Annotated in this window: 22 protein-coding genes; 11 read left to right on the top strand and 11 right to left on the bottom strand. The window is 72.5% G+C overall.

The window, feature by feature from the left end:
- Nucleotides 1-4: 4 nt before the first annotated feature.
- Nucleotides 5-634, bottom strand: a complete 630-nt coding sequence (locus tag AB0K28_RS25615) for a DUF305 domain-containing protein (RefSeq protein WP_364374606.1) — start codon at nucleotides 632-634, stop codon at nucleotides 5-7.
- A 133-nt stretch (nucleotides 635-767) separates the two neighbouring features.
- On the opposite strand from AB0K28_RS25615, the gene AB0K28_RS25610 reads away from it, so the two are divergent.
- The gene (locus AB0K28_RS25610; RefSeq protein WP_345400701.1) at nucleotides 768-1,478 is read left to right on the top strand and encodes a DUF3105 domain-containing protein; all 711 of its coding nucleotides are present in this window, start codon (nucleotides 768-770) and stop codon (nucleotides 1,476-1,478) included.
- 6 nt (nucleotides 1,479-1,484) lie between these two features.
- On the opposite strand, the gene ald is transcribed toward AB0K28_RS25610, so the two are convergent.
- Nucleotides 1,485-2,600, bottom strand: a complete 1,116-nt coding sequence (gene ald, locus AB0K28_RS25605; RefSeq protein WP_364374603.1) for an alanine dehydrogenase — start codon at nucleotides 2,598-2,600, stop codon at nucleotides 1,485-1,487.
- A 163-nt stretch (nucleotides 2,601-2,763) separates the two neighbouring features.
- On the opposite strand from ald, the gene AB0K28_RS25600 reads away from it, so the two are divergent.
- Complete coding sequence (locus AB0K28_RS25600; RefSeq protein ID WP_364374601.1) at nucleotides 2,764-3,765, top strand: excalibur calcium-binding domain-containing protein; 1,002 nt, start codon at nucleotides 2,764-2,766, stop codon at nucleotides 3,763-3,765.
- On the opposite strand, the gene AB0K28_RS25595 is transcribed toward AB0K28_RS25600, so the two are convergent.
- From AB0K28_RS25595 to AB0K28_RS25585, 3 genes are all read right to left on the bottom strand, one after another.
- On the bottom strand, nucleotides 3,762-5,141 hold the full coding sequence (locus AB0K28_RS25595; protein WP_364374598.1) for an NCS2 family permease: 1,380 nt from the start codon (nucleotides 5,139-5,141) through the stop codon (nucleotides 3,762-3,764). The two genes, AB0K28_RS25600 and AB0K28_RS25595, sit on opposite strands and share 4 nt — an antisense overlap.
- A gap of 61 nt (nucleotides 5,142-5,202) precedes the next feature.
- Nucleotides 5,203-5,436, bottom strand: coding sequence for an EF-hand domain-containing protein (locus AB0K28_RS25590; RefSeq protein WP_345400716.1), 234 nt, complete (start codon nucleotides 5,434-5,436; stop codon nucleotides 5,203-5,205).
- Between the two features lie 22 nt (nucleotides 5,437-5,458).
- Nucleotides 5,459-7,633 (bottom strand): molybdopterin cofactor-binding domain-containing protein, encoded by a 2,175-nt coding sequence (locus tag AB0K28_RS25585; RefSeq protein WP_364374590.1) that lies wholly within the window; start codon nucleotides 7,631-7,633, stop codon nucleotides 5,459-5,461.
- A 95-nt stretch (nucleotides 7,634-7,728) separates the two neighbouring features.
- On the opposite strand from AB0K28_RS25585, the gene AB0K28_RS25580 reads away from it, so the two are divergent.
- Entirely contained in the window at nucleotides 7,729-9,282 is a 1,554-nt protein-coding gene (locus AB0K28_RS25580) for a helix-turn-helix domain-containing protein (protein WP_364374587.1), read from the top strand.
- Between the two features lies 1 nt (nucleotide 9,283).
- On the opposite strand, the gene AB0K28_RS25575 is transcribed toward AB0K28_RS25580, so the two are convergent.
- Nucleotides 9,284-12,370 carry a BTAD domain-containing putative transcriptional regulator gene (locus tag AB0K28_RS25575; protein ID WP_364374584.1) on the bottom strand — a complete coding sequence of 1,029 codons (3,087 nt, stop codon included), beginning with the start codon at nucleotides 12,368-12,370 and terminating at the stop codon, nucleotides 9,284-9,286.
- A gap of 466 nt (nucleotides 12,371-12,836) precedes the next feature.
- On the opposite strand from AB0K28_RS25575, the gene AB0K28_RS25570 reads away from it, so the two are divergent.
- From AB0K28_RS25570 to AB0K28_RS25555, 4 genes are all read left to right on the top strand, one after another.
- The gene (locus AB0K28_RS25570) at nucleotides 12,837-14,162 is read left to right on the top strand and encodes a helix-turn-helix transcriptional regulator (protein ID WP_364374581.1); all 1,326 of its coding nucleotides are present in this window, start codon (nucleotides 12,837-12,839) and stop codon (nucleotides 14,160-14,162) included.
- A 148-nt stretch (nucleotides 14,163-14,310) separates the two neighbouring features.
- Nucleotides 14,311-14,970: a copper resistance protein CopC gene (locus tag AB0K28_RS25565; RefSeq protein WP_364374578.1), complete on the top strand. Its 660-nt coding sequence runs from the start codon at nucleotides 14,311-14,313 to the stop codon at nucleotides 14,968-14,970.
- Nucleotides 14,967-16,988: a cytochrome c oxidase assembly protein gene (locus tag AB0K28_RS25560; protein ID WP_364374575.1), complete on the top strand. Its 2,022-nt coding sequence runs from the start codon at nucleotides 14,967-14,969 to the stop codon at nucleotides 16,986-16,988. The genes AB0K28_RS25565 and AB0K28_RS25560 overlap by 4 nt, the downstream gene beginning before the upstream one ends.
- 232 nt (nucleotides 16,989-17,220) lie before the next feature.
- Nucleotides 17,221-17,613 carry an ATP-binding protein gene (locus AB0K28_RS25555; RefSeq protein ID WP_364374572.1) on the top strand — a complete coding sequence of 131 codons (393 nt, stop codon included), beginning with the start codon at nucleotides 17,221-17,223 and terminating at the stop codon, nucleotides 17,611-17,613.
- 136 nt (nucleotides 17,614-17,749) lie between these two features.
- Here the strand turns inward: AB0K28_RS25555 and map are convergent, their stop codons facing one another.
- Nucleotides 17,750-18,598 carry a type I methionyl aminopeptidase gene (gene map / locus AB0K28_RS25550; RefSeq protein WP_345400731.1) on the bottom strand — a complete coding sequence of 283 codons (849 nt, stop codon included), beginning with the start codon at nucleotides 18,596-18,598 and terminating at the stop codon, nucleotides 17,750-17,752.
- Nucleotides 18,599-18,630: 32 nt separating this feature from the next.
- On the opposite strand from map, the gene AB0K28_RS25545 reads away from it, so the two are divergent.
- Nucleotides 18,631-18,807: a hypothetical protein gene (locus AB0K28_RS25545; protein ID WP_185112781.1), complete on the top strand. Its 177-nt coding sequence runs from the start codon at nucleotides 18,631-18,633 to the stop codon at nucleotides 18,805-18,807.
- Here AB0K28_RS25545 and AB0K28_RS25540 read toward each other — a convergent pair.
- Nucleotides 18,792-19,064 (bottom strand): hypothetical protein, encoded by a 273-nt coding sequence (locus AB0K28_RS25540; protein ID WP_345400734.1) that lies wholly within the window; start codon nucleotides 19,062-19,064, stop codon nucleotides 18,792-18,794. The two genes, AB0K28_RS25545 and AB0K28_RS25540, sit on opposite strands and share 16 nt — an antisense overlap.
- A gap of 74 nt (nucleotides 19,065-19,138) precedes the next feature.
- On the opposite strand from AB0K28_RS25540, the gene AB0K28_RS25535 reads away from it, so the two are divergent.
- The gene (locus AB0K28_RS25535; protein WP_364374567.1) at nucleotides 19,139-20,137 is read left to right on the top strand and encodes a LysR family transcriptional regulator; all 999 of its coding nucleotides are present in this window, start codon (nucleotides 19,139-19,141) and stop codon (nucleotides 20,135-20,137) included.
- A 95-nt stretch (nucleotides 20,138-20,232) separates the two neighbouring features.
- On the opposite strand, the gene AB0K28_RS25530 is transcribed toward AB0K28_RS25535, so the two are convergent.
- Nucleotides 20,233-20,811, bottom strand: coding sequence for a hypothetical protein (locus AB0K28_RS25530; protein ID WP_364374564.1), 579 nt, complete (start codon nucleotides 20,809-20,811; stop codon nucleotides 20,233-20,235).
- A 174-nt stretch (nucleotides 20,812-20,985) separates the two neighbouring features.
- Between AB0K28_RS25530 and AB0K28_RS25525 the strand changes: the two genes are divergently transcribed.
- Both AB0K28_RS25525 and npdG read left to right on the top strand, forming a co-directional pair.
- A complete protein-coding gene (locus tag AB0K28_RS25525) occupies nucleotides 20,986-22,128 on the top strand; it encodes a lipase family protein (protein WP_364374561.1) in 1,143 nt (380 codons plus the stop codon).
- A gap of 85 nt (nucleotides 22,129-22,213) precedes the next feature.
- Nucleotides 22,214-22,867, top strand: a complete 654-nt coding sequence (gene npdG, locus AB0K28_RS25520) for an NADPH-dependent F420 reductase (protein ID WP_345400743.1) — start codon at nucleotides 22,214-22,216, stop codon at nucleotides 22,865-22,867.
- A 105-nt stretch (nucleotides 22,868-22,972) separates the two neighbouring features.
- On the opposite strand, the gene AB0K28_RS25515 is transcribed toward npdG, so the two are convergent.
- Nucleotides 22,973-23,578 carry a response regulator transcription factor gene (locus tag AB0K28_RS25515; protein ID WP_364374556.1) on the bottom strand — a complete coding sequence of 202 codons (606 nt, stop codon included), beginning with the start codon at nucleotides 23,576-23,578 and terminating at the stop codon, nucleotides 22,973-22,975.
- A complete protein-coding gene (locus AB0K28_RS25510; RefSeq protein ID WP_364374553.1) occupies nucleotides 23,575-24,762 on the bottom strand; it encodes a histidine kinase in 1,188 nt (395 codons plus the stop codon). Before AB0K28_RS25510 ends, AB0K28_RS25515 begins: the two co-directional genes overlap by 4 nt.
- Nucleotides 24,763-24,765 lie beyond the last annotated feature (3 nt).

Below are 24,765 nucleotides of genomic sequence, written 5' to 3'. Positions count from 1 at the left end.
GCGCCTACTGCGGCTTCAGTATCGAAGGCAGAGGCTGGGCGCCCCGCTTGCCGAGCAGGTCGGTCATCAGCTTGATCTCCCCGGTCTGCCCGTCGATGATCTTTTGCGCCATGCCGACGACCTCGCTGCGCGTGGACAGCTGCCGCAGCCCCTCGGCCATCTGCACCCCGCCCTCATGGTGGCGGATCATGAGCTGCAGGAACAGCACCTCGGCCTGCTGCCCCTGAGCCTGCTTGAGCTGCGTCAGCTCCTGCGTGGAGGCCATGCCGGGCATCAGGCCGCCCTGCAGGCCGGGCACGGCGGCGGCGTTGTGGCCGTGGCCGCTCATCCAGGCCATCGGCCGCTGGTCGGTGGCCTGGCCCAGCCCCCACTGCTGCAACCAGCCGAGGAACATGCCCCGCTGGTTGGCCTGGGTGTTGATGATGTCGAAGGCCAGACTGGAGATCTCTTTGGCGGGCCCCTTGTCCCTGATGGTGAACGCCATGTCGACGGCCTGCGCGTGATGCGCGGCCATGTCGCGGGCGAACCCGGCCTCGGGCGAGGTGTCGCCCGGCGTGCCGGAACGGCCGAACAGCAGGAACGCGGCCGCGGCGAGCACCAGCACACCGCAGATGATCAGGACGGGTTTCCTCACGGGCTTTTCCATGGCCCGTCCAGCGTACCCACCTGCGCGCGGAGCTGTGATCGCATGCTTATGCGGGCCTTATTCTCCACATACGCCCGGAGGGCATAGGGTGACCCGGAGTTGGTACGCCGATGGAGGAACGATGACGAAGGAGAAGGCGCAGGCGCGGCGCGAGCATCTGCAGAAGATGCGGGCCGAGCAGCGGCGCAAGCAGCGCCGCGCGGCGCTGCTCATGTGGGGCACAGGCGGGCTCATCATCGTGGTGCTTGTCGGCGTGGTCGGCTTCTACCTCGTCAAACGCGCCCAGGAGACCTCGCTCGACGCGGTGAGCAGCGTCAAGTACGACGCCGGCCAGCACGTCTGGAACGCGGTCTCCTACAAGGAGACGCCGCCGGTGGGCGGCGAGCACAACAACTACTGGCAGCAGTGCGCCATCTACGACAAGCCCATCCACAGCGAGCACGCGGTGCACTCGCTGGAGCACGGCGCGGTCTGGATCACCTACCGCCCCGACCTCGCCAAGGCCCAGGTCGACAAGCTCAAGGAGGTCGCGGGCTCGACGGGCCAGCAGGACTACATGCTGATGAGCCCGTTCCCCAACCTGCCGGCGCCGATCGTGGTGTCCTCCTGGGGCCACCAGCTCAAGCTGACCGACCCGGCGGACCCGAAGCTCGAGGCGTTCATCAAGCGCTACCAGAACGGCCCCGACACGCCTGAGCCCGGCGCCACCTGCGGCGGCCCCGACGCGATCACCACGACCGCCGACCAGGCCCCGCTGCCGCCCGAGCCCACCGGCCAGCAGCAGACGCCGATGGAGACCCTGGCGCCGTCGCCCAGCGAGTCCCAGCAGTAAGAGGCGTCACCCGAGCACCTCGCCGAGGGCCGTCCACTCCAGCCCGTGCGCCTGCGCGACCGGGCGGCTGGTGAGACGGCCCTCGTGCGTGTTCAGGCCCAGCGCGAGCGCGGGGTCGGCGCGCATCGCCCGCTGCCAGCCCTGGTCGGCGATGGCCAGCGCGTACGGCAGCGTCACGTTCGTCAGCGCGAACGTCGAGGTGTGCGGCACCGCCCCCGGCATGTTGGCCACGCAGTAGAAGATCGAGTCGTGCACCCGGTACGTCGGCTCCTCGTGCGTGGTGGGCCGCGAGTCCTCGAAGCAGCCGCCCTGGTCGATGGAGACGTCGACCAGCACCGAGCCCGGCTTCATCCGGCTCACCAGGTCGTTGCTCACCAGCTTCGGCGCCTTCGCGCCCGGCACCAGCACCGCGCCGATGACCAGGTCGGCCTCCAGCACGGCCCGCTCGATCTCGAACGTGTTGGACGCCACGGTCTGGCAGTGGCCCTGGTAGATGAGGTCGGCCTGGCGCAGCTTGTCGATGTTCTTGTCGAGCAGCAGCACCTCGGCCTGCATGCCGAGGGCGACGGCGGCGGCGTTCATGCCGGACACCCCGGCGCCGATCACCACGACGTGCGCCGCGTGCACGCCCGGCACGCCGCCCATCAGCACGCCCCTGCCGCCTGACGAGCGCATCAGGTGGTAGGCGCCGACCTGCGCGGCCAGCCGTCCCGCCACCTCCGACATGGGCGCGAGCAGCGGCAGCGCGCCGCCCGGCGCCTGCACGGTCTCGTACGCGACGGCGGTGCACCCCGAATCGAGCAGCGCCCGCGTGCAGCCGCGCGAGGCCGCCAGATGCAGGTACGTGAACAGCACCTGCCCCTTGCGCAGCCGGTGGTACTCCTCGGGCTCCGGCTCCTTGACCTTCATCACCAGGTCGGCCTCGCCCCACAGCTCGTCGGGCTCGGGCACCAGGACGGCGCCCGCCGCGGCGTACTGCTCGTCGGGAACGGCGGACCCGGCACCCGCGTCGCGCTCCACGAACACCTGGTGCCCGTGGCGGACGAGCTCGTGCACCCCGGCCGGGGTCAGCGCCACTCGATACTCGCTGTTCTTGACCTCTCGCGGCACTCCGACCTTCATCGCGCAACTCTTTCGCCGAACGTGCGATCCTGCCCCCATTCTTGCTCCCTTCCCCCGGTTCGGCGTGGAACATCCGCTTGATTACCCCGGTGTGGCTTCCTCTCGATAGGCTCACCCGCAGCCCGACCCGTCAGAATGGGCCGTCAGGATGGGAACGTCATCGATGGACAAGCCGGAAGAGCCGCCGATCGCGGATCCGGGGGAGCCGAAGGCCAGCAGACTCACCACCATCGTGCTGATCGTGTCGCTCGTCCTCGTCGTGCTCGTCGCGGGCGTGCTCGGCACGGTCGCCGTCCTGATGACGCAAAACCCTGACACACCGCTGTTAGGCGGCAAGCCGCCGCAGCATCTCGCGGTGCCGATCCACTTCGCGCCCGTCACCGAGACCAAGCCCGCGCCCTGCCCGGGCGACCCGGCCGTGCTCGACAGCGCCAAGACCACGTGCTATCTCCTCGAAGACGGCATCACCGTGCAGTCGGTGCAGCGCATCGAGCCGCTGCGCGAGCGCGACGGCCAATACTCCGTCCGCATCGCGGTCGCGCCGGCGTTCAAGGAGCGGCTGATGGAGCTGATCGACGAGCTGGCGCTCGACCAGCGGTCGGTCGCGATCGTGCTGGCGCCCGAGCAGGCCGACCAGCCCAAGACGGTGCTGGCCGCGCCCATCGTCACCCAGCCGATGGAGGGCGACAGCGTCAGCATCGCGGGCTTCACCAAGGAGGACGCCGAGTCGCTGGTGGCCCGCATGCTCGGCGGCTCTCCGACCGGCGCCCCCACGGACCCGGCGTCCCCCGGCGCGACGGACCCCGGCACCCAGCAGCAGACGCCGCCTGGGACGCAGCAGACGCCTCCCGGCACCGGTCAGACCCAGCCAGGCACGAACCAGACGCAGCCAGGCACGAACCAGACGCAGCCAGGCACGAACCAGACGCAGCCAGGCACGAACCAGACGCAACCGGGTCAGACCCAGACCGGTACGGGCCAGACCCAGCCCGGCGCCCAGCAGACGGGCGTCTCGGGCCGGGTTCCCGACAAGCGCTTCCCGAGCTGCAAGGAGGCCGGGGCGGCCGGCTACGGCCCCTACCACAAGGGCCGCCACGAGGAGTACGCCTGGTACACCGACCTCGACGGCAACGGCGTGGCCTGCAACAGCGGCGACATCCGCTAGGCGAACAGCTCCTGCAGCCAGTCGATGGCGAAGTAGGCGAAGAAGACCAGCGAGACGATCCAGAGCAGCACCGGGATCTCGGAGAAGCGCCCCCTGACGGCCTTGATGAGCGTGTAGACGATCACCCCTGCCCCCACGCCGTTGGTGATCGAGTAGGTGAACGGCATCAGCGCGATGGTCAGGAACGCCGGCACGGCCAGCTCCAGGTCGTCCCAGGGCACGTTCCTGCTCTGCGTCATCATGAGCGCGCCGACCAGCACCAGCGCGGGCGCGGCGGCAGCGGCGGGCACCACGCCGGCGAGCGGCGTGAACAACAGCGTCAGCCCCATCAGCGCGCCGGTCACCACGCTGGCGAGCCCGGTACGCGCCCCCTCGCCGACACCGGCCGCCGACTCGACGAAGACGGTGTTGGCCGAGGAGCTGACCGTGCCGCCCACCACGCCGGCCACGCCGTCCACCGTGAGGATGCGGCCCAGCCTGGGCACCCGGCCCTTGTCGTCCACCATCCCGGCCTCGTCGCTGACGCCGATGATCGTGCCCATCGCGTCGAAGAACCCCGACAGCACCAGCGTGAACAGCACGACCGTGGCCGTCAGCGCCCCGGCGGTGGCGAACCCGCCGAACAGGTCGAACCGCCCGACCAGCCCGAAGTCGGGCGCGGCGATCAGGGACTCGGGCAGGTGCGGGGTGACCACGCCCCACGCGCCCGGCTCGACCGTGGCCGTCTCGTTGACGATGATGGCGAGCAGTGCGGTGATCGCGATGCTGATGAGGATGGCGGCGGGGACCCTGCGCACGTACAGCAGGATCATCAGCAGCAGGCCGAAGCTGAACACCGCGACGGGCCAGCCCGTGAGGTGGCCCGTCGCGCCGAGCTGCACGGGCGTGCCGGAGCCCGGCGCGACGAAACCGGCGTCCACGAGCCCGATGAGCGCGATGAACAGCCCGATCCCCACGCTGATCGCGTGCTTGAGCGCCAGCGGGATCGCGTTCATGATCAGCGTACGCAGTCCCGACACGGCCAGCACGATGATGACGACGCCTTCGAGCACCACCAGGCCCATGGCCTCGGGCCAGGTCATGCGCGGGGCGGCCTGGTAGGCGACCACGGCGTTGAGCCCCAGCCCGGCCGCCAGCCCGAACGGCGCGTTGCCGACGAACGCCATCAGCAGCGTCGAGATCGCGGCGGCCAGGGCCGTGGAGGTGGTCAGCTCCACGATCGACAGGCGGGCACCGGTGACGTCCCTCGCGCCGGCCAGGATGATCGGGTTGAGCAGGATGATGTAGGCCATCGCCATGAACGTGGTCAGACCACCACGCACCTCGCGGCCGACGGTGCTCCCCCGCCCGGTCAGCTCGAAGAACCTGTCGAGCACCGGCACCACTCCCTCGTGATCGACGGGGGAGTGCCCGGTTGCTACCCAAGGGCGGGTGAGATCACGCCTTCTCGTGGCGGCCGTGACCGACCAGCGCGATGAACTCCTCCAGCTTGATGGAGCCGTCGCCGTCGCTGTCGGCGGAGGAGATGAACGCCTCGATCTCGCTCTCGGAGGCGCCCTGCCCGCCCAGCGCCTCGTTGGCCTTCCTGATCTCCTCGGCGGTCAGCAGGCCGTCGCCGTCGGTGTCGAAGCGCCGGAACTCCGCCTCGGCCGCCTCGCGCGCGCTTGCCATGAAATGCCCCCTCGTCGTGCCGTCATTCGGACAAGGCGATATCTTCCGGCCTGATGGGAACGCGAGTCAACCGAAGCCCCGTGGCCGCTCTGACGGCGGCGGCGACGGCCGGGGTGGAGGAGAGCGTGGGCGGCTCGCCGGCGCCGCGCAACCCGTACGGGGCCGCCGGGTCGGCATTTTCCAGGATCTCCAGCTTCATGGGCGGCATGTCGAGGATCGTGGGGATGAGGTAGTCGGTGAACGACGGGTTCAGCACCCGCCCGTCGCGCACCTGGATCTCCTCCATCAGCGCCAGCCCCAGCCCCTGAGCCGTGCCGCCATGGATCTGGCCCTCCAGCGCCTGCGGGTTCAGGATGCGCCCCACGTCCTGCACCGCCGCCAGCTCGACCACCTTGGCCAGGCCCAGCTCGACGTCCACGTCCACGACCGCCCGGTGCACGCACAGCGCGAGCTGCGTGTGCGAGTCGCCCTGCCCGGTGACCGGGTCCAGCGGGTACGTCGGCCGGTGCCGGTACTCCCGCGTCTCCTCGATCGGCCCGAACCGCTCAAGCGCCTCCTTCGCCGGCAGCCCCTGGAACCGCTCGCGCACGGCCTGGCAGGCGGCCCTGACCGCGCCGCCCGTCACGTACGACTGCCGCGACGCCGACGACGAGCCCGCCGAGCCGACCGAGGTGTCGGCCGTGGCCACGGTGACGTTCGCGACCCCCAGCTCGGTCCGCGCGATCTGCGCCTGCACGGTCACCAGACCCTGCCCCACCTCGGCCGCCGCCGTGTGCACGGTGACGTGCGGCTCGCCGCCGACCAGCTCGGCCCGCACCCGCGCGGTCGAGTAGTCGTCGAAGCCCTCGGAGAAGCAGATGTTCTTGATCCCCACGCCGTAGCCGACGCCGCGCCGCACGGACTCGCCGTGCGTGGTCTGCGAGACGCCGCCGGGCAGTGACCGCAGGTCGGCGTCCGTGCGCTCCGGCGGCAGCGGCATCGACTCCAGCCGCTTCAGCATGTCCGCCAGCGGGGCCGGCGCGTCGATCACCTGCCCGGTCGCCAGCCGCGAGCCCTGGGAGACCGCGTTGCGCATCCTGATCTCGACCGGCGACAGCCCGCACGCCTGCGCGAGCAGGTCCATCTGCGACTCGTAGGCGTAGCACGCCTGCACCGCGCCGAAGCCGCGCATCGCGCCGCACGGCGGGTTGTTGGTGTAGACGCCGGTGGCGTCGACGTGCACGTTCGGCACCTCGTACGGCCCCACCCCCAGCGACGCCGCGTTGCCCACCACCGCGAGCGAGGACGAGCAGTACGCGCCGCCGTCCAGCAGGATGTCCGCCTTGACGTAGACCAGCCGGCCGTCGCGGGTGGCGCCGTGCTCGTAGCGCATCCGCGCCGGATGGCGGTGCACGTGGCCGAAGAACGACTCCTCGCGGCCGTAGGAGATCTTGACCGGGCGGTTCAGCCGCAGGGCCAGCATGCAGGCGTGGATCTGCATCGACAGGTCCTCGCGGGCCCCGAACGCGCCGCCGACCCCGGACAGCGTCAGCCGTACCTTCTCCGGCGGCAGGCCCAGGCAGGGCGCGAGCTGGTCGCGGTCCACGTGCAGCCACTGGGTGGCGATGAACAGGTCCACGCCGCCGTCCTCGGCCGGCACCGCGAGGCCCGCCTCGGGGCCCAGGAACGCCTGGTCCTGCATGCCGACCTCGTACTCGCCGCGGACCACGACCTCCGCCTCGAACGTGTCGCCGCGGCGTACCGGCTGGTGGCGGACGAACCGCTGCGACTCGCGCGGGTCGGTCACCGCCGGGCGGACCTCGTAGCCGACCTCGATCGCCGCCGCCGCCCTGCGCGCCGTCTCCGGATGGTCGGCCGCCACCAGCGCCACCGGCTCGCCCTGGTAGCGGACCTCGTCGACGGCCAGCACCGGCTGGTCCTTGTGGTCCAGCCCGAAGTACTTCTCACCCGGCACGTCCTCGTGCGTCAGCACCGCGCGCACGCCCGGCATCCGCAGCGCGGGGCCCACGTCGATCGAGCGGATCCACGCCGACGGGTGCGGGCTGCGCAGCGTCGCGCCCCACACCATGCCCTCCAGCCACAGGTCGGAGGCGTAGGCGAACTCGCCGGTCACCTTCAGCGTGGCGTCGGGCCGCCGCGCGCTCGCGCCGATCCCGTGCAGGATCTCGCCGGCCCTCTCGTCAGCCGTCTGCGTCATCCTCCGAGTAGAGCACCGGCCGCCCGGCCGCTCCTATGCGCACGACGTGAAATGTCGGTCAGCGGTTGTCCTGCCCGCCTTGTACATTCCTACAGGTGCGCCTCTCCGACCTGCTGGCCATCGAGGACCTGCGCCTGACCCTGCTCACCGGCGACCCCGCCCGTGAGTTCGCCGGCGTGTACGTCACCGACCTGCCCGAGCCGGGCCGCTACCTGGCCGGCGGCGAGCTGGTGCTGACCGGGCTGACCTGGTGGCGCGAGCCGGGCGACTCCGACCGGTTCGTGGCGGCGCTGGCCGAGTCGGGCGTCGCCGCGCTGGGCGCCGGGCAGGCGCTGCTCGGCCACGTGCCGGACGACCTGGTCGCCGCCTGCGAGCGGGCTGGGCTGCCGCTGCTGGAGGTGCCCGTCGAGGTGTCGTTCCGCACCCTGGCCGAGCTGGCGGCGGGCCGGCAGGCCGGCGACGCGCGCGACGCGCTCGGCCGCCACCGCAGGCTCGTCGCCGCGCTCGCCGAGGGCGCCGGGCTGGCCGAGCTGTTCGAGCTGACCGCCGCCGAGCTGGGCGTCACCGGCGCCGTCCTGTCCGCGTCGGGCGAGGTCGTGGTGGGCGCCGCCGACGATCCCGTGGGCCTGGCCAGGACGTACCTGACCGCGCCACGGCTGCCCGTCCTGGCCGGGAAGCACACGATCTTCGCCGTCGGACGCGGACACCGCGCCGCCGGCTGGGCGCTGGCCTGCGACGGCGACCTGATGGACCGGGCCGACGTCGGCTACGAGCTGGCCGCCTGCGTCGGGCTCGAACGCAGCCGCGTCGAGGAGGGCCGTCGCGTCGAGCGCCGCCTGGCCGAGCAGCTCATCGTCGCCGCGCTGGCCGGCGCCGACCCGGCCGAGCTCAACGCCAGGCTGCGGACCTGCGGGATCGGGGCGTCGGAGCCGTACGCGGTGGTCAACGCCGTCGCCGTCAGACCCGGCGCCACCCGCGGCCCCGACCCCGCCACCCTCGGCGGCCGGATCGTGGAGGAGCTGCTCGGCCGCGAGATCGTCGCCGCGGCCGGCGCCGACGGCGCGGTGGCCGTCGTGCCCCTGCGCGAGGGTAGCAACGGGAGCGGAGACGGGAGCGGAGACGGGAGCGGCACCGGGGGCGGCACAGGGGGCGGAACCGCCGAGCTGGCCGCCCGCCTGCGCGCCGGGGCCGAGGTGGTGGCCGCGCTGCCGGACACCCGCCTGTGCGTCGGCCTCAGCGGCGCCCTGACCGGCGCCGCCGCCGTCAAGGGCGGCGTCGAGGAGGCCGGGCACGCCCGCCGCCTGGCCGAGGACCGCGCCGGCGGCGTCGTCACCAGCGACGAGATCTACACGCACGCGCTGCTGCTCGCCACCGTGCCCTCCGACGTGCGCCGCTCCTTCTCCCGCCGGCTGCTGTCGCCGCTGCTCGACTACGACCGCAGGCACCAGTCCGACCTGGTACGCACGCTCGGCGTCTTCCTCGACCGGGCCGGCTCATGGAACTCCTGCGCCGAGCAGCTCCACGTGCACGTCAACACCGTGCGCTACCGCGTACGCAGGATCGAGGAGCTGACCGGCCGCGACCTGTCCACGATGGCCGACCGCGTGGACTTCTTCCTGGCGCTCAGAGACACCGCGCCGCCGCTGTGAGTCAGCCGCGGCGACGCGTCCGGGCCGGGCGCTGCCCTGACGCGGCCTCGTCGCGCTCGGCGATCGCCCGTTCGAGCCAGTACGAGCTGCCGGCCCGCTCGGCCACCGCCACCGCCTCCGCGCTGCGCCGCACGGCCTCGCCGAGCTGCCCCAGCAGGCGGTGCACCCGCGTCAGGTGCACCAGGCACGCCATCTCCGTCGTCCTCGACGTGCTCCTCGCCGGCTCCAGCGTCTCGCTGAGCACCGAGAACGCCGTGTCGAGCCGCCCCATGTCGATCAGCGCCCTGCCCTGCCACACCGCGAACTCCACCCGGCTGTGCGGGTCGCCCGCCCGCTCGGCCATCGCCGCGCCCTCCTCCAGCACGCCCGCGGCCTCGTCGAACCGCCCGAGCTCCAGGTAGGCCCGCCCGGCCACCAGCAGCGCGTAGCGCTCGCCGACGTCCGAGCCGATCTCGCAGGCGATCACGCGCTGCGCCAGCGCGTGGTCCAGCGCCTCCTCGAAGCGCTCCCACTTCAGCAGCGTGGAGGACAGGTTGCCGTGCGCCCGCTGCTCGTTGAAGCGGTCGCCGAGCCGCTTCGCGAGTGCCAGGTGCCGCTCGTTGTGCGTGACGGAGGCCGGGTCGCCCTTGAAGTAGAGGCCCGTCGCCAGGTGCGCGTGGCCGTGCATCGCGATGACCTGGTCCTGGAGACGCTCGCCGGTGGCGACCAGCCGCTCGCCCGTCGCGACGAGGTGACGTACCCGGTAGGACTTCTGCTGGTACCACCACAGCGCCGCGCCGATCGCCGCGCCCGCCCTGGCCACGCCGTCGTCGGGGTCCGCCATGGCCTGGACCGCGGCGGCCAGCAGCGTGGCCTCCTCCGTACGCAGCCAGTCGTCCGCCTCCGCCGCGTCCCGGAACGAACGCCCGGCCGCCTGGACCGGCGGATGCAGGCAGTGGACGCGGTGCGGGTCGCTGGTCCGCGCCGCGGTCCTGACCGACTCGGCGTAGAAGCCGAACGCCCGCAGCAGCGGCGCCGTCCGCTCGCCCGCGGGCAGCAGGTCGCTCGCGAACAGCCGGACCAGGTCGTGCGGGTGGTAGCGGCCCGGCTCCCCGGCCTCCAGCAGGTGGGCGTCGCACAGGCGCTCAAGCGCCCGCTCCACGTCGGTCTCCGAGCCCCCCGACAGCGCCGCGGCCGCCTCCAAGGTGATGTCGGGCACGTGCAGGAGGCCCAGCAGGGCCAGCAGCCGGGCCGCCGCCGCGTCGATCTCGCGGGCGCTGCCGCTGAGCGCCGTCCAGCTGGCCGCCAGGCTCGACCGTACGGCCAGCTCGCCCGCCTCCAGCTCCCGCAGCCTGCGCCGCTCGTCGGTGAGCCGCTCCGTCAGCGCCCCCACGCTCCAGTCGGGACGGTCGGCCAGCCGGGCCCCCGCGATGCGCAGCGCCAGCGGGAACCCGTCGCACAGCCGGACCAGCCTGCCGGTCTGTCCGAGGTCCGCGGCCACCCGGTCGGCGCCCGCCAGGTTGGCCAGCATGGCCGTGGCCTCCGCGTCCGACAGCGGGCTCAGGCGCACCTGCGCACGGTCGGCGCCGGTCACCAGGGACTCCCGGCTCGTGACCAGGACCGTGGTGCCGGGCGGCGCCGCCGTGAACGGCCTGACCTGGGCGAGCCCGGCGGCGTCGTCGAGGAGCACGAGCAGCCGGCGGCCGTGCAGCGCGCTGCGCAACAGGGCGGCGGCCTCGTCCTCGTCGGCGGGGACCGCGTTGTCGGGCGTGCCCAGGCCGCGCAGCAGCCGGCTCAGCACCTCGTACGCGGAGGGGCGGGGCACGTTCGGCGTGCCGCCGCGCAGGTTGACGTAGAGCTGGCCGTCGGGGAAGCGGTGGCGTACGGCGTGGGCGACCCGTACCGCCAGCGTCGACTTGCCGACCCCCGGCGCCCCGCAGATCACCACGAACGGATGCGGCGCCTCATCACCCCCCGGATCCAGCAACGACGTGAGCCGCACGATCTCCCGCGTCCGCCCCACGAACCCCGCCAGCGCCCGGGGAAGCTGCCGCGGCACGAACTCCTCGCGCGAAGGAGAGGACGCCCGCGCATCGGCCTCATGCGGGGGAGCGGCTCCGTGCTCGCCGGTCTCGCGTGGGGGAGAGGCCCCCTCCGCACCGCTCTGCCGGGCGGGCTCGTTCCGGGGAGAGGCGGGCTGCGCGCCGGGTGGCGCTTGCCGGGGGCGGGTGGGGTGCGGCTGGCGGCGGTCCTGGGGCGGGAAACCCTGCGCGGGCATTCGGCCGCCGTCCGGCGCGGAGGGCTCCTCGGGGGGCGTCAGGGCGAGCCGGTGGGCGCGGCGCAGGCCCTCGCCGGGGTCGGCGCCCAGTTCGTCGGCCAGGACGCGCCTGGCCTCCTCGAAGACCTGCAGCGCCTGCGCCTGGCGGCCGGACGCGTGCAGGGCCAGCATGAGCAGTTCGCGGGGGCGTTCGCGGAGAGGGTGGCGGCGGGTCAGGTCGTGCAACGCGGCCAGCGCGTCCTCGGGGCGGCCGAGCCCGGTCAGGACCTCGGCCCTGGCCTCGACGGCGAGCACGTGGAGCTCGTCGAGCCTGGCCCGCTCACCGTCCGCGAACAGCCCCGGAACGCCGCTGAGCGCCGGCCCGCGCCATAACACGAGCGCCTCGTCGAGGGTGCGTAACGCGGAGGGCAGGTCGCCGGACCTGCGGGCCTGGTCCGCCGCCTCCAGGCGGGCGGCGAAGAGGTGCACGTCGGTCCGCAGGGGATCGAGCCGTAAGAGGTAGCCGCCCGGCGCCTTGACGACCGTACGGGGCGGCTCACGCCGGCCGCGGCCCGGCTCGAAGGCGCGCCGCAGCCCGGCGACGTAGGTGTAGACGCTCTGCTGGGCGCTGGAGGGAGGATCGTCACCCCAAAGGCCCTCGATCAGCTGCGGCAGGGTCACCACCCGGCCGGATCGGGTGGCGAGCATCGCCGCGATCGCCTGCTGGAGCGGCGGGCCCAGATCGAGCGGCACGCCGTCGCGCACCCCCACCACCGGCCCCAGCAGACCTAAGACCAGGCCGGATGCCAGAAGAGCACGGTGATCGTCGGAGGGATGCACGGGGGGACGCACGGGGGAAGCCTCATCGCGATGCCGGGAGGGGGGAGGGCCCACGTGGCGTGTAGCTGGAATGTAGATGCGGCCGGTAGCTTGTCAACCGGCCGTCTCTGGTGTGTATTGATTCACGTGGGCCCCTGATCAGTGACTCAGGCGGTGACGCGCGGCCTGCGGGTGACGGGACCACACGAGTCCGACACCAGCGTTACGAGCGTGCCCGCACGACGACCGGGCCAGGCGTGTGCGGTGCCTGCCCGAAAATCGTGCGCTGCCCGAGCGTTCTACTTCGACGGCCCGCTTCGGCGCCGTCGTGACGTCAGCAGCAGCCGACGTCGGCGGTCGCGCTCGTGATGGAGCTCGTGAGGGAAGACGTAGAGGCACTCGCGGTCGTAACATTACCTGCAAGGGCTACCGCGGCGCCGATCGCGACGGCCAGGACTGACAGGGCAATGCGCTTACGCATGGGGGTTCTCCCTCGCCTATGTGGGTTGCTCGGACTTCATCTTCTCAGGGAGTGGCAGCTGTGACCACATCGGACCTAGTCGGACTCCGTATCAAGACGGTTAGGCGGCAACGCGGCCTTTCTCAGGCTCAGCTGGCACATCCCGAGTTGTCGGACAGTTACGTCTCGTTGATCGAGAGCGGCAAGCGTACTCCCACCCCTGCGGTCTTGGAGCTGCTGGCCACGAAACTGGACTGCTCGCTGTCCTACCTGATCAACGGGGTCACCGCCGAGCAGATGGAGGACATCGAGCTGGCCCTCGGCTACGCGCGGCTGGCACTCGAGAACGGCGAGGTCGCCGAGGCCCGCACGCGTTTCGCGGAACTCCTGGGAAACAGTAACTTGGCAGGTTTGACATCGCTTCGTCAAGAAGCCGAGTTCGGCCTGGCGCTGGCCACGGAGGCCGCGGGAGACCTCGACGAGGCGATCGCGATCATGCTGCGGCTGCGCGAGGAGGAGCTGCCCTCCGAGCGCGCCCTGGAGGTGGCCGTCGCGCTGTGCCGGGCCTACCGCGAGAGCGAGCAGCTGCACCTCGCCGTCGAGGTGGGCGAGCAGCTGCTGATCGGCAACGCCCGCGAGCCCTGGACCGACCAGCGGGTCGAGCTGGCCGCCACCCTGCTCATGGCCTACTACGAGCGCGGCGACATGCTGCGCGCCAGGCAGTTCGCCGCCGAGCTGCTCAACGCCGCCGACGCGCTCGGCACCCCACGCTCCATCGTGGCGGCCAACTGGAACGCCGCCATCGTCGCCCGCGCCACCGGGCACCACGACGAGGCGGTCGCGTTCATCGAGCGGGCCCTGGCCGTCCAGCTTGAGCACGGGCAGCCGCGCAACACCGCGCGCATGCGCCTGCAGGCCGCCCGCACCCGGCTGCGCACCGGCGCCCAGGACCCGGCGAGCGTCCGCAACCTGCTGCGCTCGGCGATCGAGGAGTTCGAGCAGACCTCGACCAGCACCATCGACCAGGCCACCCTCTACCTCGAGCTGGCCTGCGCCGAATACATGAGCAACGACCTCGACGACGCCGCCCGCCACGCCGTGGCCTGCCGCAACCTGCTGCCCCAATACGGTCACGTGGCAGGCGCCGAGGCCAACCTGCTGCTCGGCCGCATCTACGGCGCCGCCGGCAAGACGGAGGAGGGCCGCGACCACGCCGCCACCGTCGAGCGGTGGCTGCAGCCGCTGCCCGACACCCGCCGCTCGGCCTCCCACTGGTACGCCACGGCCGAGACGATGGAGCAGCTCGGCGACACCGACGGCGCGATCGACGCCTACCAGCGGGCGCTGGCCTGCGCCGGCCTCTGAGGCCGTTGCCGTCGCCTCCCGTCCCCATCCCCGGCCTGTCCCTAAGGCCGGGGATGAGCCGGAAAGGGGCAGGGTGGGCGAATTGTAGACCCGGGTTCGAGGAGCGGGGTCCGGACCGGGCGGGGGCGTCGGTAGCCTGGGGGTTGCCATGAACAGATCCCCGCTCGCGGCCCTCACCGCGATTCTCGCCGCCGCCCTGTTCGTGTTCGGCACCGCCGCCCCCGCGCTGGCGCACGACACGCTCAAGAGCAGCAGCCCGGCCAAGAACGCCGAGGTGGAGTCCCTCGACGAGATCAGGCTCGAATTCAGCGCCAAGGTGCGGCTGCCGTTCGTCATCGTCCGCGGCGACGGCGACGCCCAGCATCAGAGCGGCAAGCCCGAGGCCGACGGCGCCGTGGTGACGCAGGCGGTCAAGGGGCCGCTGCCCGACGGGAAATACACGATCGCCTATCGCGTCGTGTCGTCGGACGGGCACCCGATCGAGGGGGAGATCCCGTTCCGGGTGAAGGGCGCGGAAAAGGCCGCTCCCAGCGCCGAGCCGTCCGATACCGCGTCCGATACCGCGTCCGACGCCGCGACGGCGGGCGCCGGTGAGACGCCCGCGCCCGCCGAGACCGCGGCCTCGCCACCGCCTGAGCAGTCATCCGAGCAGCCGGCGGCGGCGCCCAGCGGCGACGCCACGATCGAGGCCGACACGGCCGCGGCCGAGCAGGACGTCACGTTCCCCGTCTGGCTGATCATCGTCGTCGGCGCGCTCGTCGGCATCGGCATCGGCTTCCTGCTCAGCGCGCGGAGAAAGCAGCCATGACCCGATCGGTGCGCCTCGCGCTCGTGACCACGGTGGCCGCCGTCGCCGCCCTGGTCATCGGCATGATCGCGGGCGGCAGGGCGTTCCCCAGGATCATCCCAGGGTTGCCCGACTCCGGCGCGGTCGTCCGGTGGGGGCTGCCGATCTCGAAGCTGCTCATGGACGCCGCCGGCGTCGTCACCGTCGGCCTGCTGCTCATGGCCGCCTTGCTGCTGCCCAACGACAAGGGCGTGCTCGGCAAGAGCGCGGTCGACTACGTCAAGGCCAGCTCGTGGGCGGCGCTGACGTGGGCCGGGGCGGCGTTCCTCGCGATCCTGTTCGGCGCGGCCGAGACCATCGGCCGCACCCTGCCCCAGATCCTCGACCGCGTGATCCTCACCAGCTACGCCACCCAGACCACGCAGGGCGTCGCGCTGACGCTCGTGGTGCTGTTCGGGGTGGCCATCGCGCTGTTCTCGCGCGGCGCGATCACGGCGGGCGCGGCGGCGGGGCTGCTGGTGTTCGCGCTGGTGACGATGCTGCCCGCGCCGCTGACCGGCCACACCTCCTCCTCGCCCAACCACGACCTCGCCACCTCGTCGGTCGCGCTGCACCTGCTCTCGCTCGCCCTGTGGGTGGGCGGGCTCGGCGTGCTCGCGCTGCACGCGCTGCGCAAGCAGCCGCAGCTGGAGCTCGCGGCCGAGCGCTTCTCCCGGCTGGCGCTGTTCTGCTACGCGGGCGTGGGGCTGTCCGGCGTGTTCGCGCTGGTCGCCCGCCTCGGCGCGGTCTCCGACCTGTGGACCACCGAGTACGGCCTGCTCGCCCTGGCCAAAATCGTGGCCTTCGTGCTGCTCGGCTACGTCGGCTACTGGCACCGCCAGCGCACGCTGGCCGACCTCAAGGCGGGCAAGCCCCGGGCGTTCACCCGGCTGGCCGGTGGTGAGACCGTGCTCATGTTCGCCACCATCGGCGTGGCCGTGGCGCTGTCGCGGACGCCGCCGCCCGACTTCAGCATCCCGGTCGACCGGGCGTACGAGCTGCTCGGCTTCCCCATGCCGCCCGCCCTCACGCTGGGCAACGTGTTCACCCTGTGGTGGTTCGACCTGTTCTTCGCCGTGGTGGCCGCCGTGCTGGCCGGCCTCTACGCGCTCGGCGTGATCCGCCTGCGGCGGCGCGGCGACACCTGGTCGTGGGGGCGCACCGCCTCCTGGTACGTCGGCGTCGCCCTGCTGGTGTTCGCCACCCAGAGCGGGCTGGCCCGCTACGCCAAGGTCATGTTCGACATCCACATGATCGAGCACATGACGCTGTCGATGGTGGTGCCGATCTTCCTGGTCCTCGGCGGGCCCGTCACGCTGGCCCTGCGCGCGCTCAAGCCGGCCGCCAGGCGGGGCGACAGGGGGCCGCGCGAGTGGATCACCACGATCCTGCACAGCCGGTTCACCAAGGTCATCACGCATCCCGTGGTCGCCACGGCGATCTTCGTCGCGTCCACGTACGCCCTCTACTTCACGCCGCTGTTCGAGTCGGCCATGAACGAGCACCTCGGCCACATCTGGATGACCCTGCACTTCCTGCTCAGCGGCGCGCTGTTCTTCTGGGTGATCATCGGCGTCGACCCGGGCCCCAACCGGCTGCCGCACGTCGGGCGGCTGCTGATGCTGTTCGTCACCATGCCGTTCCACGCCTTCTTCGGCATCGCGCTGATGATGATGGGCACCGTGATCGCGTCCGGCTGGTACGAGCAGCTCGGCCGCACCTGGGGCGACACCCTGCTGCAGACCCAGCGCGACGGCGGCGCCATCGCGTGGGGCTTCGGCGAGATCCCGACGCTCATCGTGCTGCTGGCCATCGCCATGCAGTGGTACCAGGACGACGACCGGCAGGCCCGCCGCGCCGACCGCAGGGCCGACCGCACCGGCGCGGGCGATCCCGAGCTCGACTCCTACAACGCCTACCTCGCCCGCCTCAACCGCGCCGACAGGGCCGACAGGGCCGACAGGGTCGACAGTGCCGACAGGGCGGACAAGGGCGAATAGGGGCTCTGGCCTCGGGTGCGTAGCCGATCGGACATGGCCTTCTACCTTCCCACTACAAGCCCATCGACCGGCAGGTAGCCTTTCTCCCAGGGGAGACGGGTATAACCCCGTCAGGCAGCGTGCGTGGCCTTGAGGGGGGATGCGCACCGCGTCGACGGGAGCGCCGGAGTGGGGACCGGCGTGTGGCCCGGGGTGCCGAGAAAGGCGATGACCATTGTCGGAAGAGACACGGATGCGCGGGGGGCAGAGCCTGGCCGAGGCGCTGGAGAGCTGCCTCGCCGAGTGGTCGGAGCGCACCGGGATCGCGGTGGAGACCTGGGCGCTGCCGGCGACCGACGTGCCGTCAGGCGTCTCCAGCTGCGTCATGGCCGCCTTGCGTGAGGCGCTGTCCAACGTCGAGCGGCACAGCAGGGCCCGCACGGTGTCCATCGCCGTGACGGTGGGCAAGAGCGGGCTGCGCATGACCGTCAGCGACGACGGGCAGGGCTTCATCGCGTCGGGGCCCGGGGGCGGCATCGCCCGCATGCGCGCGGCGTTCGCCGAGGCCGGGGGGAGCCTGTCGGTCAACAGCGTGCTCGGCGAGGGCACCACGGTGTCCGGCGTGGTGCCGGCGTCGCGCCCCTGACCGCCTCGCCCGCACAGGGCGGCGTCCTCGCTGAGGCCGCCGGCCCGGACGAGGCGGCCGGTCCTGCGCGCCCCCGCCTGCGGGCCGGGACGAGGCGGCCGATCCTGTGGCGGCCCGCCCCCGTGACCGGGGCGGGTCAGGGCAGGGTGAGGATCTCGCTGCCGGTGTCGGTGACCACGATCGTGTGCTCGAACTGGGCGGTGCGCTTGCGGTCCTTCGTCACCGCCGTCCACTTGTCGGGCCAGATCTCGTATTCGATCGTGCCCAGCGTCAGCATCGGCTCGATGGTGAACGTCATGCCCGGCACCAGCTCCACCCGCAGCGACGGGTCGTCGTAGTGGGGCACCATGAGGCCGGAGTGGAAGGTGGCGCCGATGCCGTGTCCGGTGAAGTCGCGCACGACGCCGTAGCCGAAGCGCTTGGCGTACGCCTCGATGACGCGGCCCACGACGTTGAGCTGGCGGCCCGGCGCGACGGCCTTGATGGCCCGCATCATCGACTCGCGGGTGCGCTCGACCAGCAGCCGCGACTCCTCGTCGACCTCTCCGGCCAGGAACGTCGCGTCGGTGTCGCCGTGGACGCCGCCGATGTAGGCGGTGATGTCGACGTTGACGATGTCGCCGTCCCGCAGCACGGTGTCGTCGGGGATGCCGTGGCAGATGACCTCGTTGATCGAGGTGCACAGCGACTTCGGATAGCCCTTGTAGCCCAGCGTGCTGGGGTAGGCGCCGTGGTCGAGGAGGAACTCGTGGCCGATCCTGTCGAGCTCGTCGGTGGTGACGCCCGGCCGGACGTGTCTGCCGACCTCCTCGAGAGCCTGGGCGGCGATCCTGCCCGCCACGCGCATCCGCTCGATGATCTCGGGGGTCTTCACGTCGGACTCGCCGGTCTTGGGGCGCTTCTTGCCGACGTACTCCGGCCGCTCGATGTGGGCGGGAACCTTTCGCATGGGCGAAACTCGCCCTGGCTGGAGCAGTGTCGTCATGAAACACGAGTCTACGGGGCAGAATTGACCTCGTGAGCGAAGGCCAGTGGTGGTTCTGTCTCAAGCACATGCGGGTCGAGCCCGATCAGGGCTGCCCCAACAAGGATCGGATGGGCCCTTACGCGTCGGAGCAGGAGGCGGCAGGAGCGTTGCAGCGTGCCGCCGACCGCAACAAGGCGTGGGACGAGGCCGATCAGGACGACGACTGACGTCCTGCCGCCCTCGGCACCGCCCTGGCCAGCTTGACCAGGGCGGTGACCCCGATGGCCGCCCAGATCAGGTTGAGCGCCGCCGACGGCCAGGCGGCGCTGTACGCGCTGTTGATCATCAGCCCGACGGAGCCGCCGAGGTTGATCAGCTGGTACGCGACCCCGTCGCCCGACAGACGGGCGGACGAGACGAGGGCGTAGCCGGCCAGCAGCAGGGCCGCGCCGGCCCAGCCGACGGCGTCGAGCAGGAGATCCATGAGCGACATTCTGCGCACTACGGGCACTGAAGCACAATTAAAGAAACCTTCACTCCGGGCCTAAGCTGCCCTACATGGAGATCGACCCCCGGCGATTACGCGTCCTGCGTGAGGTGGCCAGGCGCGGCGGTGTCGCGCGGGCCGCCGAGGCGCTGCACCTCACCCCGTCCGCCGTCTCGCAGCAGCTGGCCCAGCTCGAACGCGAGGTCGGCCTGCCGCTCATCGACCGCTCCCAGCGCAGCGTCTCGCTGACCCCCGCGGGGCGGGTGCTGGCCGGGTACGCCGACCGGGTGGAGGAGGAGCTGACCGAGGCCAAGCGCGAGCTGACCCGCTTCACCGAACGCCTGGCCGGTCCCGTGCGCATCGCCGCGTTCCCCACGGTGATCACCCATGTGCTGGTGCCCGCGATGCGGGAGCTGGCCCGGCGCCATCCGCGCATCACGCCGGTCATCCGCGAAATCTACGGGCAACCGGCGCTGCAGGAGCTTCGGCTGGGGTCGGTGGACGTGCTCATCACCGAGCAGGACATGGGCCTGCCGCCGCTGTCGCTGCCGTCGCTCACCACCCGCCTGCTCTACGTCGACGAATACCGCGTCGTCGTGCCGCCCTCCTGGCCCGATCCGCCGTCCACGGTCGAGGACCTGATGCGCCGGCCGTGGGTGGCGGGCGACCCCGCGCAGGCGTGCGGGCAGGCGCTGGAGCGGCTGGCGGGGCTGCACGGGTCCGAGCCGCGCAAGGTGCACGTCATCACCGAGTTCGGGCCGACGCTCGCGCTGGTCGCGGCCGGGCACGGAGTGGCGATCGTGCCGGAGCTGGCGTTGCTCGACGTCCCCGAGGGCGAGGTACGCGTGAGCGACATCCGCGACATCGGCGCCCGCCGCCTGGACACCGTCACCCGCGTGAGCCGCACCCGCTCAGGCGAGCCCGACCCGGTCCAGGCCGTGGTCATCAAGGCCATCGAGGAGGCCACGGCCGCCCTCGCCCCGGCCCTGCGCGCCCGCCTCTCCGGCCACCCCGCCGCCGACCCCTCCACCCCGCCCCACGACCGCTGTGTCGGCGGTGGGGGGTCGTGAGGTGAGGGGAGCACGACCGCCGTGCCGGCGGTTGGGCGAGGTGAGGTGGGGGGAGCGCGACCGCCTCACGACGGTGAGGTGTTGTGAGGCGGCGGTCAGTCGGTGAGGCGGGGGCCGCTGACTTTGTCGAGGAGGCGGGCGAGGCGTTCGCGCAGCCCAGGGCGCTGGTCGGCCTCGCCGGCCGCCGCGCTCACCAGGTGCTGAGCCCCGTCGAACGTCACCAGCCCGTCGCGCGGCACCGCGATCGCGTCGTGGGCCAGCCCGGCCAGCTCGCGGTCGCCGCCCCCGATCGCCAGGATCGTCGCCCCCGTACGGCGCGCGTCGTCCACGCGTTCGAGCAGCGGCACCGGAGCCTGCTGCTCGGCCAGCACGAACAGCGTCTCCCCGCGCCCCGCCTGCTCCAGCCGGTCGAGCCCGACCCGCAGGTGCGGCGGCGCGTCGGGCGGCGGGGCCCAGCGCAGCAGCGTGGGCGTGAGCTGGGACAGCCCGGAGAACCTGGCCTCGTCGGCGAGGTGGGCGGTCAGGTGCCAGGGCTCGTCGTCGGGGGTGCCGACCAGCAGCAGCCCGCCGGGCGAGCGGGTGGCCCGCAGGGCCAGGCCCAGCTCGCGGGCGCGTTCGAGCCAGCCGGTCTCGGCCAGGAGTTCGCGCAGGAGGGCCACCGATCCTGAGTCCATGCCTCCATGGTGCCTGACGGACCGAACGCGGGGTGTCTGGTTCCCCTGTGACGTATTGACATGGAACGTGTTTCTCCGTCATTTCGGGCCTTGACATGGAGTTACCCTCGGGTAACGATCGGGCTCGCGGCGCCGCCCTCCCCCAAGCGCAGACCTCACGGAGAGGGGCGGCACATGACCTTACGTGTGCGCGTCAGCATGTTCCTGACCCTGTTATCGATCATGTCGTTCGTCGCGGCGCCCGCCCGCGCCGCGGCACCGGGAGACGTCGTCTCCGCCCAGCCCACCACGGTCTACCTGCTGCCGGGCAAGCTGCTCGAAGTCCCGGTCAACGCCTGGCACCTGCGCTACACCTCCACCTCCGCCATCGGCACGCCCAACACGGTCTCCGGCACCCTGCTCGTGCCGAAGGCGTCGTATCCGCTCGGCCGCCGCCCGATCATCGGGTACGCCGTCGGCACCCACGGACTCGGCGACCAGTGCGCGCCGTCCGTCAGCATGAGCCAGGGCCGCGAGGCCGAGCTGGCGCTGGTCAGCCTGTTCCTGCTGAAGGGGTACGCGGTCGCGATCACCGACTACGAGGGGCTCGGCACGCCGGGGCAGCACACGTACATGGCGGGCGTTTCGCAGGGGCACGCCGTGCTCGACTCGATCAGGGCCGCCACCCGGGTGCCCGCCGCGGGGCTGTCCGCCCAGGCGCCGGTCGGCATCATGGGCTACTCCCAGGGGGGCGCGTCCGCCGGGTGGGCGGCGCAGCTCCAGCCGTCGTACGCGCCCGAGCTGCGGCTGCGCGGCGTCGCCGCGGGCGGGGTGCCCGCCGACCTCGGCGCGGTGGCCCGCAACCTCGACGGCGGCCCGAACTTCGGGCTGGCCGCCGCGGCAGGGGTGGGGCTCGACGCCGCCTACCCCGAGCTGGACCTGGAGGCCGACCTCAACGACCGGGGCAGGGCGCTGCTCGCCGACGCGGCCGACGACTGCGTGAGCGACCTCAGCAAGCTCGCCGGGCTGCGCTTCGCCGACATCAGCCCGATCGACCTGATGAACCAGCCCAAGTGGCTCGCCCGCCTGGCCGAGAACCGGCTCGGCGGCACGCCGCCGCGGGTGCCGGTGTTCCTCTATCACGGGCGCGGCGACGAGATCATCCCGCTCGCGGTCGGGTCGGCGCTGCGCTCGGAGTACTGCCGGGCCGGCGTGAACGTGCGCTGGGCCTCGCTGCCCGCGCCGAACCACGTGACGGGCGCCATCGAAGGCGGCCCGCTGGCCATCGAGTGGCTGGCCCTGCGCATGCTGGGGCTGCCCGCGTTCGGCAACTGCTGATCCGATTCGTCCCGGCCCCCGCGCGGGGGCCGGGACACGGAGTGCCCGGCACGCCGACGGGAAGCGATCCTGACATGATCTGGTTATGGCAGACGTGAACAAGCTTTCCATTGGAATCCTCGGCGGCACCGGCGACCAGGGCAAGGGGCTCGCCCGCAGGTTCGCGCTGGCCGGGCACCCCGTGCTCATCGGCTCCCGCAACGCCCAGCGCGCCCAGGAGGCGGCCGAGTCCATCGGGGCCGGCGCGAGCGGGGGCGAGAACGCCGACGTGGCCACGAGGGCCGACATCGTGATCATCGCGGTGCCGTACGAGGGGCACAAGGCGCTGCTGGAGTCGTTGCGGAGCGAGCTGGCCGGGAAGATCGTCGTCGATTGCGTCAACCCGCTCGGCTTCGACAAGAAGGGCGCCTACGCGCTGCCGGTCGAGGAGGGCAGCGCCGCCGAGCAGGCCGCCGCCGTGCTGCCGGACAGCCGGGTGGTGGCCGCGTTCCACCACGTGTCCGCCGTGCTGCTGCTCGACCCGGCCGTCGAGAAGGTCGATCTCGACGTGCTGGTGCTGGGCGACGACCGCGAGGCCACGGACGCCGTACAGGCGCTGGCCGAGGCCATCCCCGGGGTGCGCGGCGTGTACGGCGGGCGGCTGCGCAACGCCTTCCAGATCGAGGCGTTCACCGCCAACCTCATCTCCATCAACCGCCGCTACAAGGCCCACGCCGGCATCCGCATCACCGACATCTGAGCCGACATCCGGGCCGACATCCGGGCCGACATCCGGGCCGACATCCGGGCCGGCGCCTCGCACGGAGCCTGGCACGGAGCCTGGCACGGAGCTTGGCGCGGCGGTCTACAGCCAGCCGGCGTCCTGGGCGATGCGGATGGCGTCGATCTTGTTGCGGGCGCCGGTCTTGGTGATGGCGCCCGTGAGGTAGTTGCGCACGGTGCCGGGCGACAGGTGCAGGCGGGCGGCGATGTCCTCGGCGGAGGCGCCCCTCGCGGCCTCCTTCAGCACGGTCGTCTCCCTGGGCGTCAGGGGGCTCTCGCCGTACTCCATGGCGGCCGAGACCAGCTCGGCGTCCAGGACGCGCAGCCCGGCGGCGGTACGCCGGATCGCGTCGGCGAGCCGGTCGCCGGGGGCGTCCTTGACCAGGAACGCCTCGATGCCGGCGGCCAGCGCCCTGCGCACGTTGCCCGGCTGCCCCATGGCGGTCAGCACCAGGATCCGGCAGGACGGCAGCCGCTCCCTGAGCGTCGCGGCGGCGGTGATGCCGTCGACCACCGGCAGGTCGATGTCCACGACCGCGACGTCGGGCCGCACCCGCAGCGCCTCGGGGACGATCTCGTCGCCCTTGGTGACCTCCGCGACCACCTCGATGTCGCTCTCCAGCCGCAGCAGCGCGGTGAGCGCGGCGCGGATCATGTGCATGTCCTCGGCGAGCAGCACCCTGATCACGCGCTCACCTCCATCGCGAGGACGAAGCCGCCGTCGGTGGGCGCGGCGGTGCAGGTGCCGCCGGCCTGCGCGGCCCGCTCGGCGAGCCCCGTCAGCCCACCCCCCGCACCCGTCAGCCCACCCCCCGCACCCGTAGCCCCACCGGCAGTCCCAGTTCCGGCACTAGCCCCAGCCCCAGGCTCGGTCGCCGGAACAAGCCCGCCACCGGCCGCGCCGGGTCCTGGGGGCTCGGCGCCGTCGTTGGCGATCTCCAGCCGGGCCGTCCCCTCGTGGACGGACGTGGTGATCGTGCAGGTCGTGGCCCGGCTGTGCCGCAGGACGTTCGTGACCCCTTCGCGCACCCCCCACGCCAGCGCCTGCTCCGACCTGCCCGGCAGCGCCGCGTGCGCCAGGTGGGCCTGCACGCTCACCCCCGACGACTCCAGCAGCGCCACCGCCCGGTCCACCTCGCCGGACAGCGACATCGCCCGGTAGCCCCGCGCCACCTGCCGCACGTCCTGGGCCGCCTCCCTGGCCACCTGCACCAGCTCGCCGACCTCGGTGCGGGCGGAGGCGGGGTCGCGCTCGATGAGGCGGCCGGCCAGGTCACCCTTGAGCGCGATGGCGGTGAGGCTGCGGCCGAGCCCGTCGTGCAGGTCGCGGGAGATCCGCAGCCGCTCCTTGAGCACGGCGGCGTCCGCCAGCTCGGCCCTGGCCTCCTGCAGCTCGGCGGTGACCCGGGTGAGCCGGACCAGCGCGTACGTCATGGCCCCCGTGGTCGGCACGGTCATGACGTAGAACGCGGTGAGGAAGGCGAACCCGGGGCCCGCCCAGAGCGCCCAGCCCTCGTACAGCATCATGAGGACGATCAGCGCGCTGCCCCACGGCAGCGGCAGGAACACCAGCAGCGCCCCGGCCAGCAGCGGCGCGGCCAGCGCCGACCCGCCGCCGGGCAGGATCAGGTCGGGCAGGTAGGTGAGGACGGCCTGGAACACCAGGGGCAGCGGATGGAGGGACGGGCGTTCGTCGCGCAGGCCCGCCCGCATGTTGACGAAGTGGGCGGCGAGCACGGCGACCATCGTGGCGGCGGCCGGGAGTCCGTACGCCACGCCGTTCTGGAAGTGGGTCAGCGTGATCACCGTGTAGGCGCAGGCGACGGCGGTGATGAGCCACCTCGCCAGCCGCTGGGCAGCGGAGGGGAGCACGCC

Source organism: Nonomuraea sp. NPDC049504 (assembly GCF_040676845.1).
Lineage (GTDB): Bacteria > Actinomycetota > Actinomycetes > Streptosporangiales > Streptosporangiaceae > Nonomuraea > Nonomuraea salmonea.
The sequence above is the reverse complement of the archived record's forward strand: the minus strand, read 5'-3'. Positions and strand labels throughout refer to the sequence as shown.

Bases quoted from the DNA above. Each gene is read 5' to 3' on its own strand.
- ald (WP_364374603.1), bottom strand. From the start codon at position 2,600: ATGAAGGTCGGAGTGCCGCGAGAGGTCAAGAACAGCGAGTATCGAGTG.
- AB0K28_RS25610 (WP_345400701.1), top strand. From the start codon at position 768: ATGACGAAGGAGAAGGCGCAGGCGCGGCGCGAGCATCTGCAGAAGATG.
- map (WP_345400731.1), bottom strand. From the start codon at position 18,598: ATGACGACACTGCTCCAGCCAGGGCGAGTTTCGCCCATGCGAAAGGTT.
- AB0K28_RS25560 (WP_364374575.1), top strand. From the start codon at position 14,967: ATGACCCGATCGGTGCGCCTCGCGCTCGTGACCACGGTGGCCGCCGTC.
- AB0K28_RS25570 (WP_364374581.1), top strand. From the start codon at position 12,837: ATGTGGGTTGCTCGGACTTCATCTTCTCAGGGAGTGGCAGCTGTGACC.
- AB0K28_RS25555 (WP_364374572.1), top strand. From the start codon at position 17,221: ATGCGCGGGGGGCAGAGCCTGGCCGAGGCGCTGGAGAGCTGCCTCGCC.
- AB0K28_RS25600 (WP_364374601.1), top strand. From the start codon at position 2,764: ATGGACAAGCCGGAAGAGCCGCCGATCGCGGATCCGGGGGAGCCGAAG.
- AB0K28_RS25585 (WP_364374590.1), bottom strand. From the start codon at position 7,633: ATGACGCAGACGGCTGACGAGAGGGCCGGCGAGATCCTGCACGGGATC.
- AB0K28_RS25540 (WP_345400734.1), bottom strand. From the start codon at position 19,064: ATGGATCTCCTGCTCGACGCCGTCGGCTGGGCCGGCGCGGCCCTGCTG.
- AB0K28_RS25590 (WP_345400716.1), bottom strand. From the start codon at position 5,436: ATGGCAAGCGCGCGCGAGGCGGCCGAGGCGGAGTTCCGGCGCTTCGAC.
- AB0K28_RS25565 (WP_364374578.1), top strand. From the start codon at position 14,311: ATGAACAGATCCCCGCTCGCGGCCCTCACCGCGATTCTCGCCGCCGCC.
- AB0K28_RS25535 (WP_364374567.1), top strand. From the start codon at position 19,139: ATGGAGATCGACCCCCGGCGATTACGCGTCCTGCGTGAGGTGGCCAGG.
- AB0K28_RS25530 (WP_364374564.1), bottom strand. From the start codon at position 20,811: ATGGACTCAGGATCGGTGGCCCTCCTGCGCGAACTCCTGGCCGAGACC.
- AB0K28_RS25525 (WP_364374561.1), top strand. From the start codon at position 20,986: ATGACCTTACGTGTGCGCGTCAGCATGTTCCTGACCCTGTTATCGATC.
- npdG (WP_345400743.1), top strand. From the start codon at position 22,214: ATGGCAGACGTGAACAAGCTTTCCATTGGAATCCTCGGCGGCACCGGC.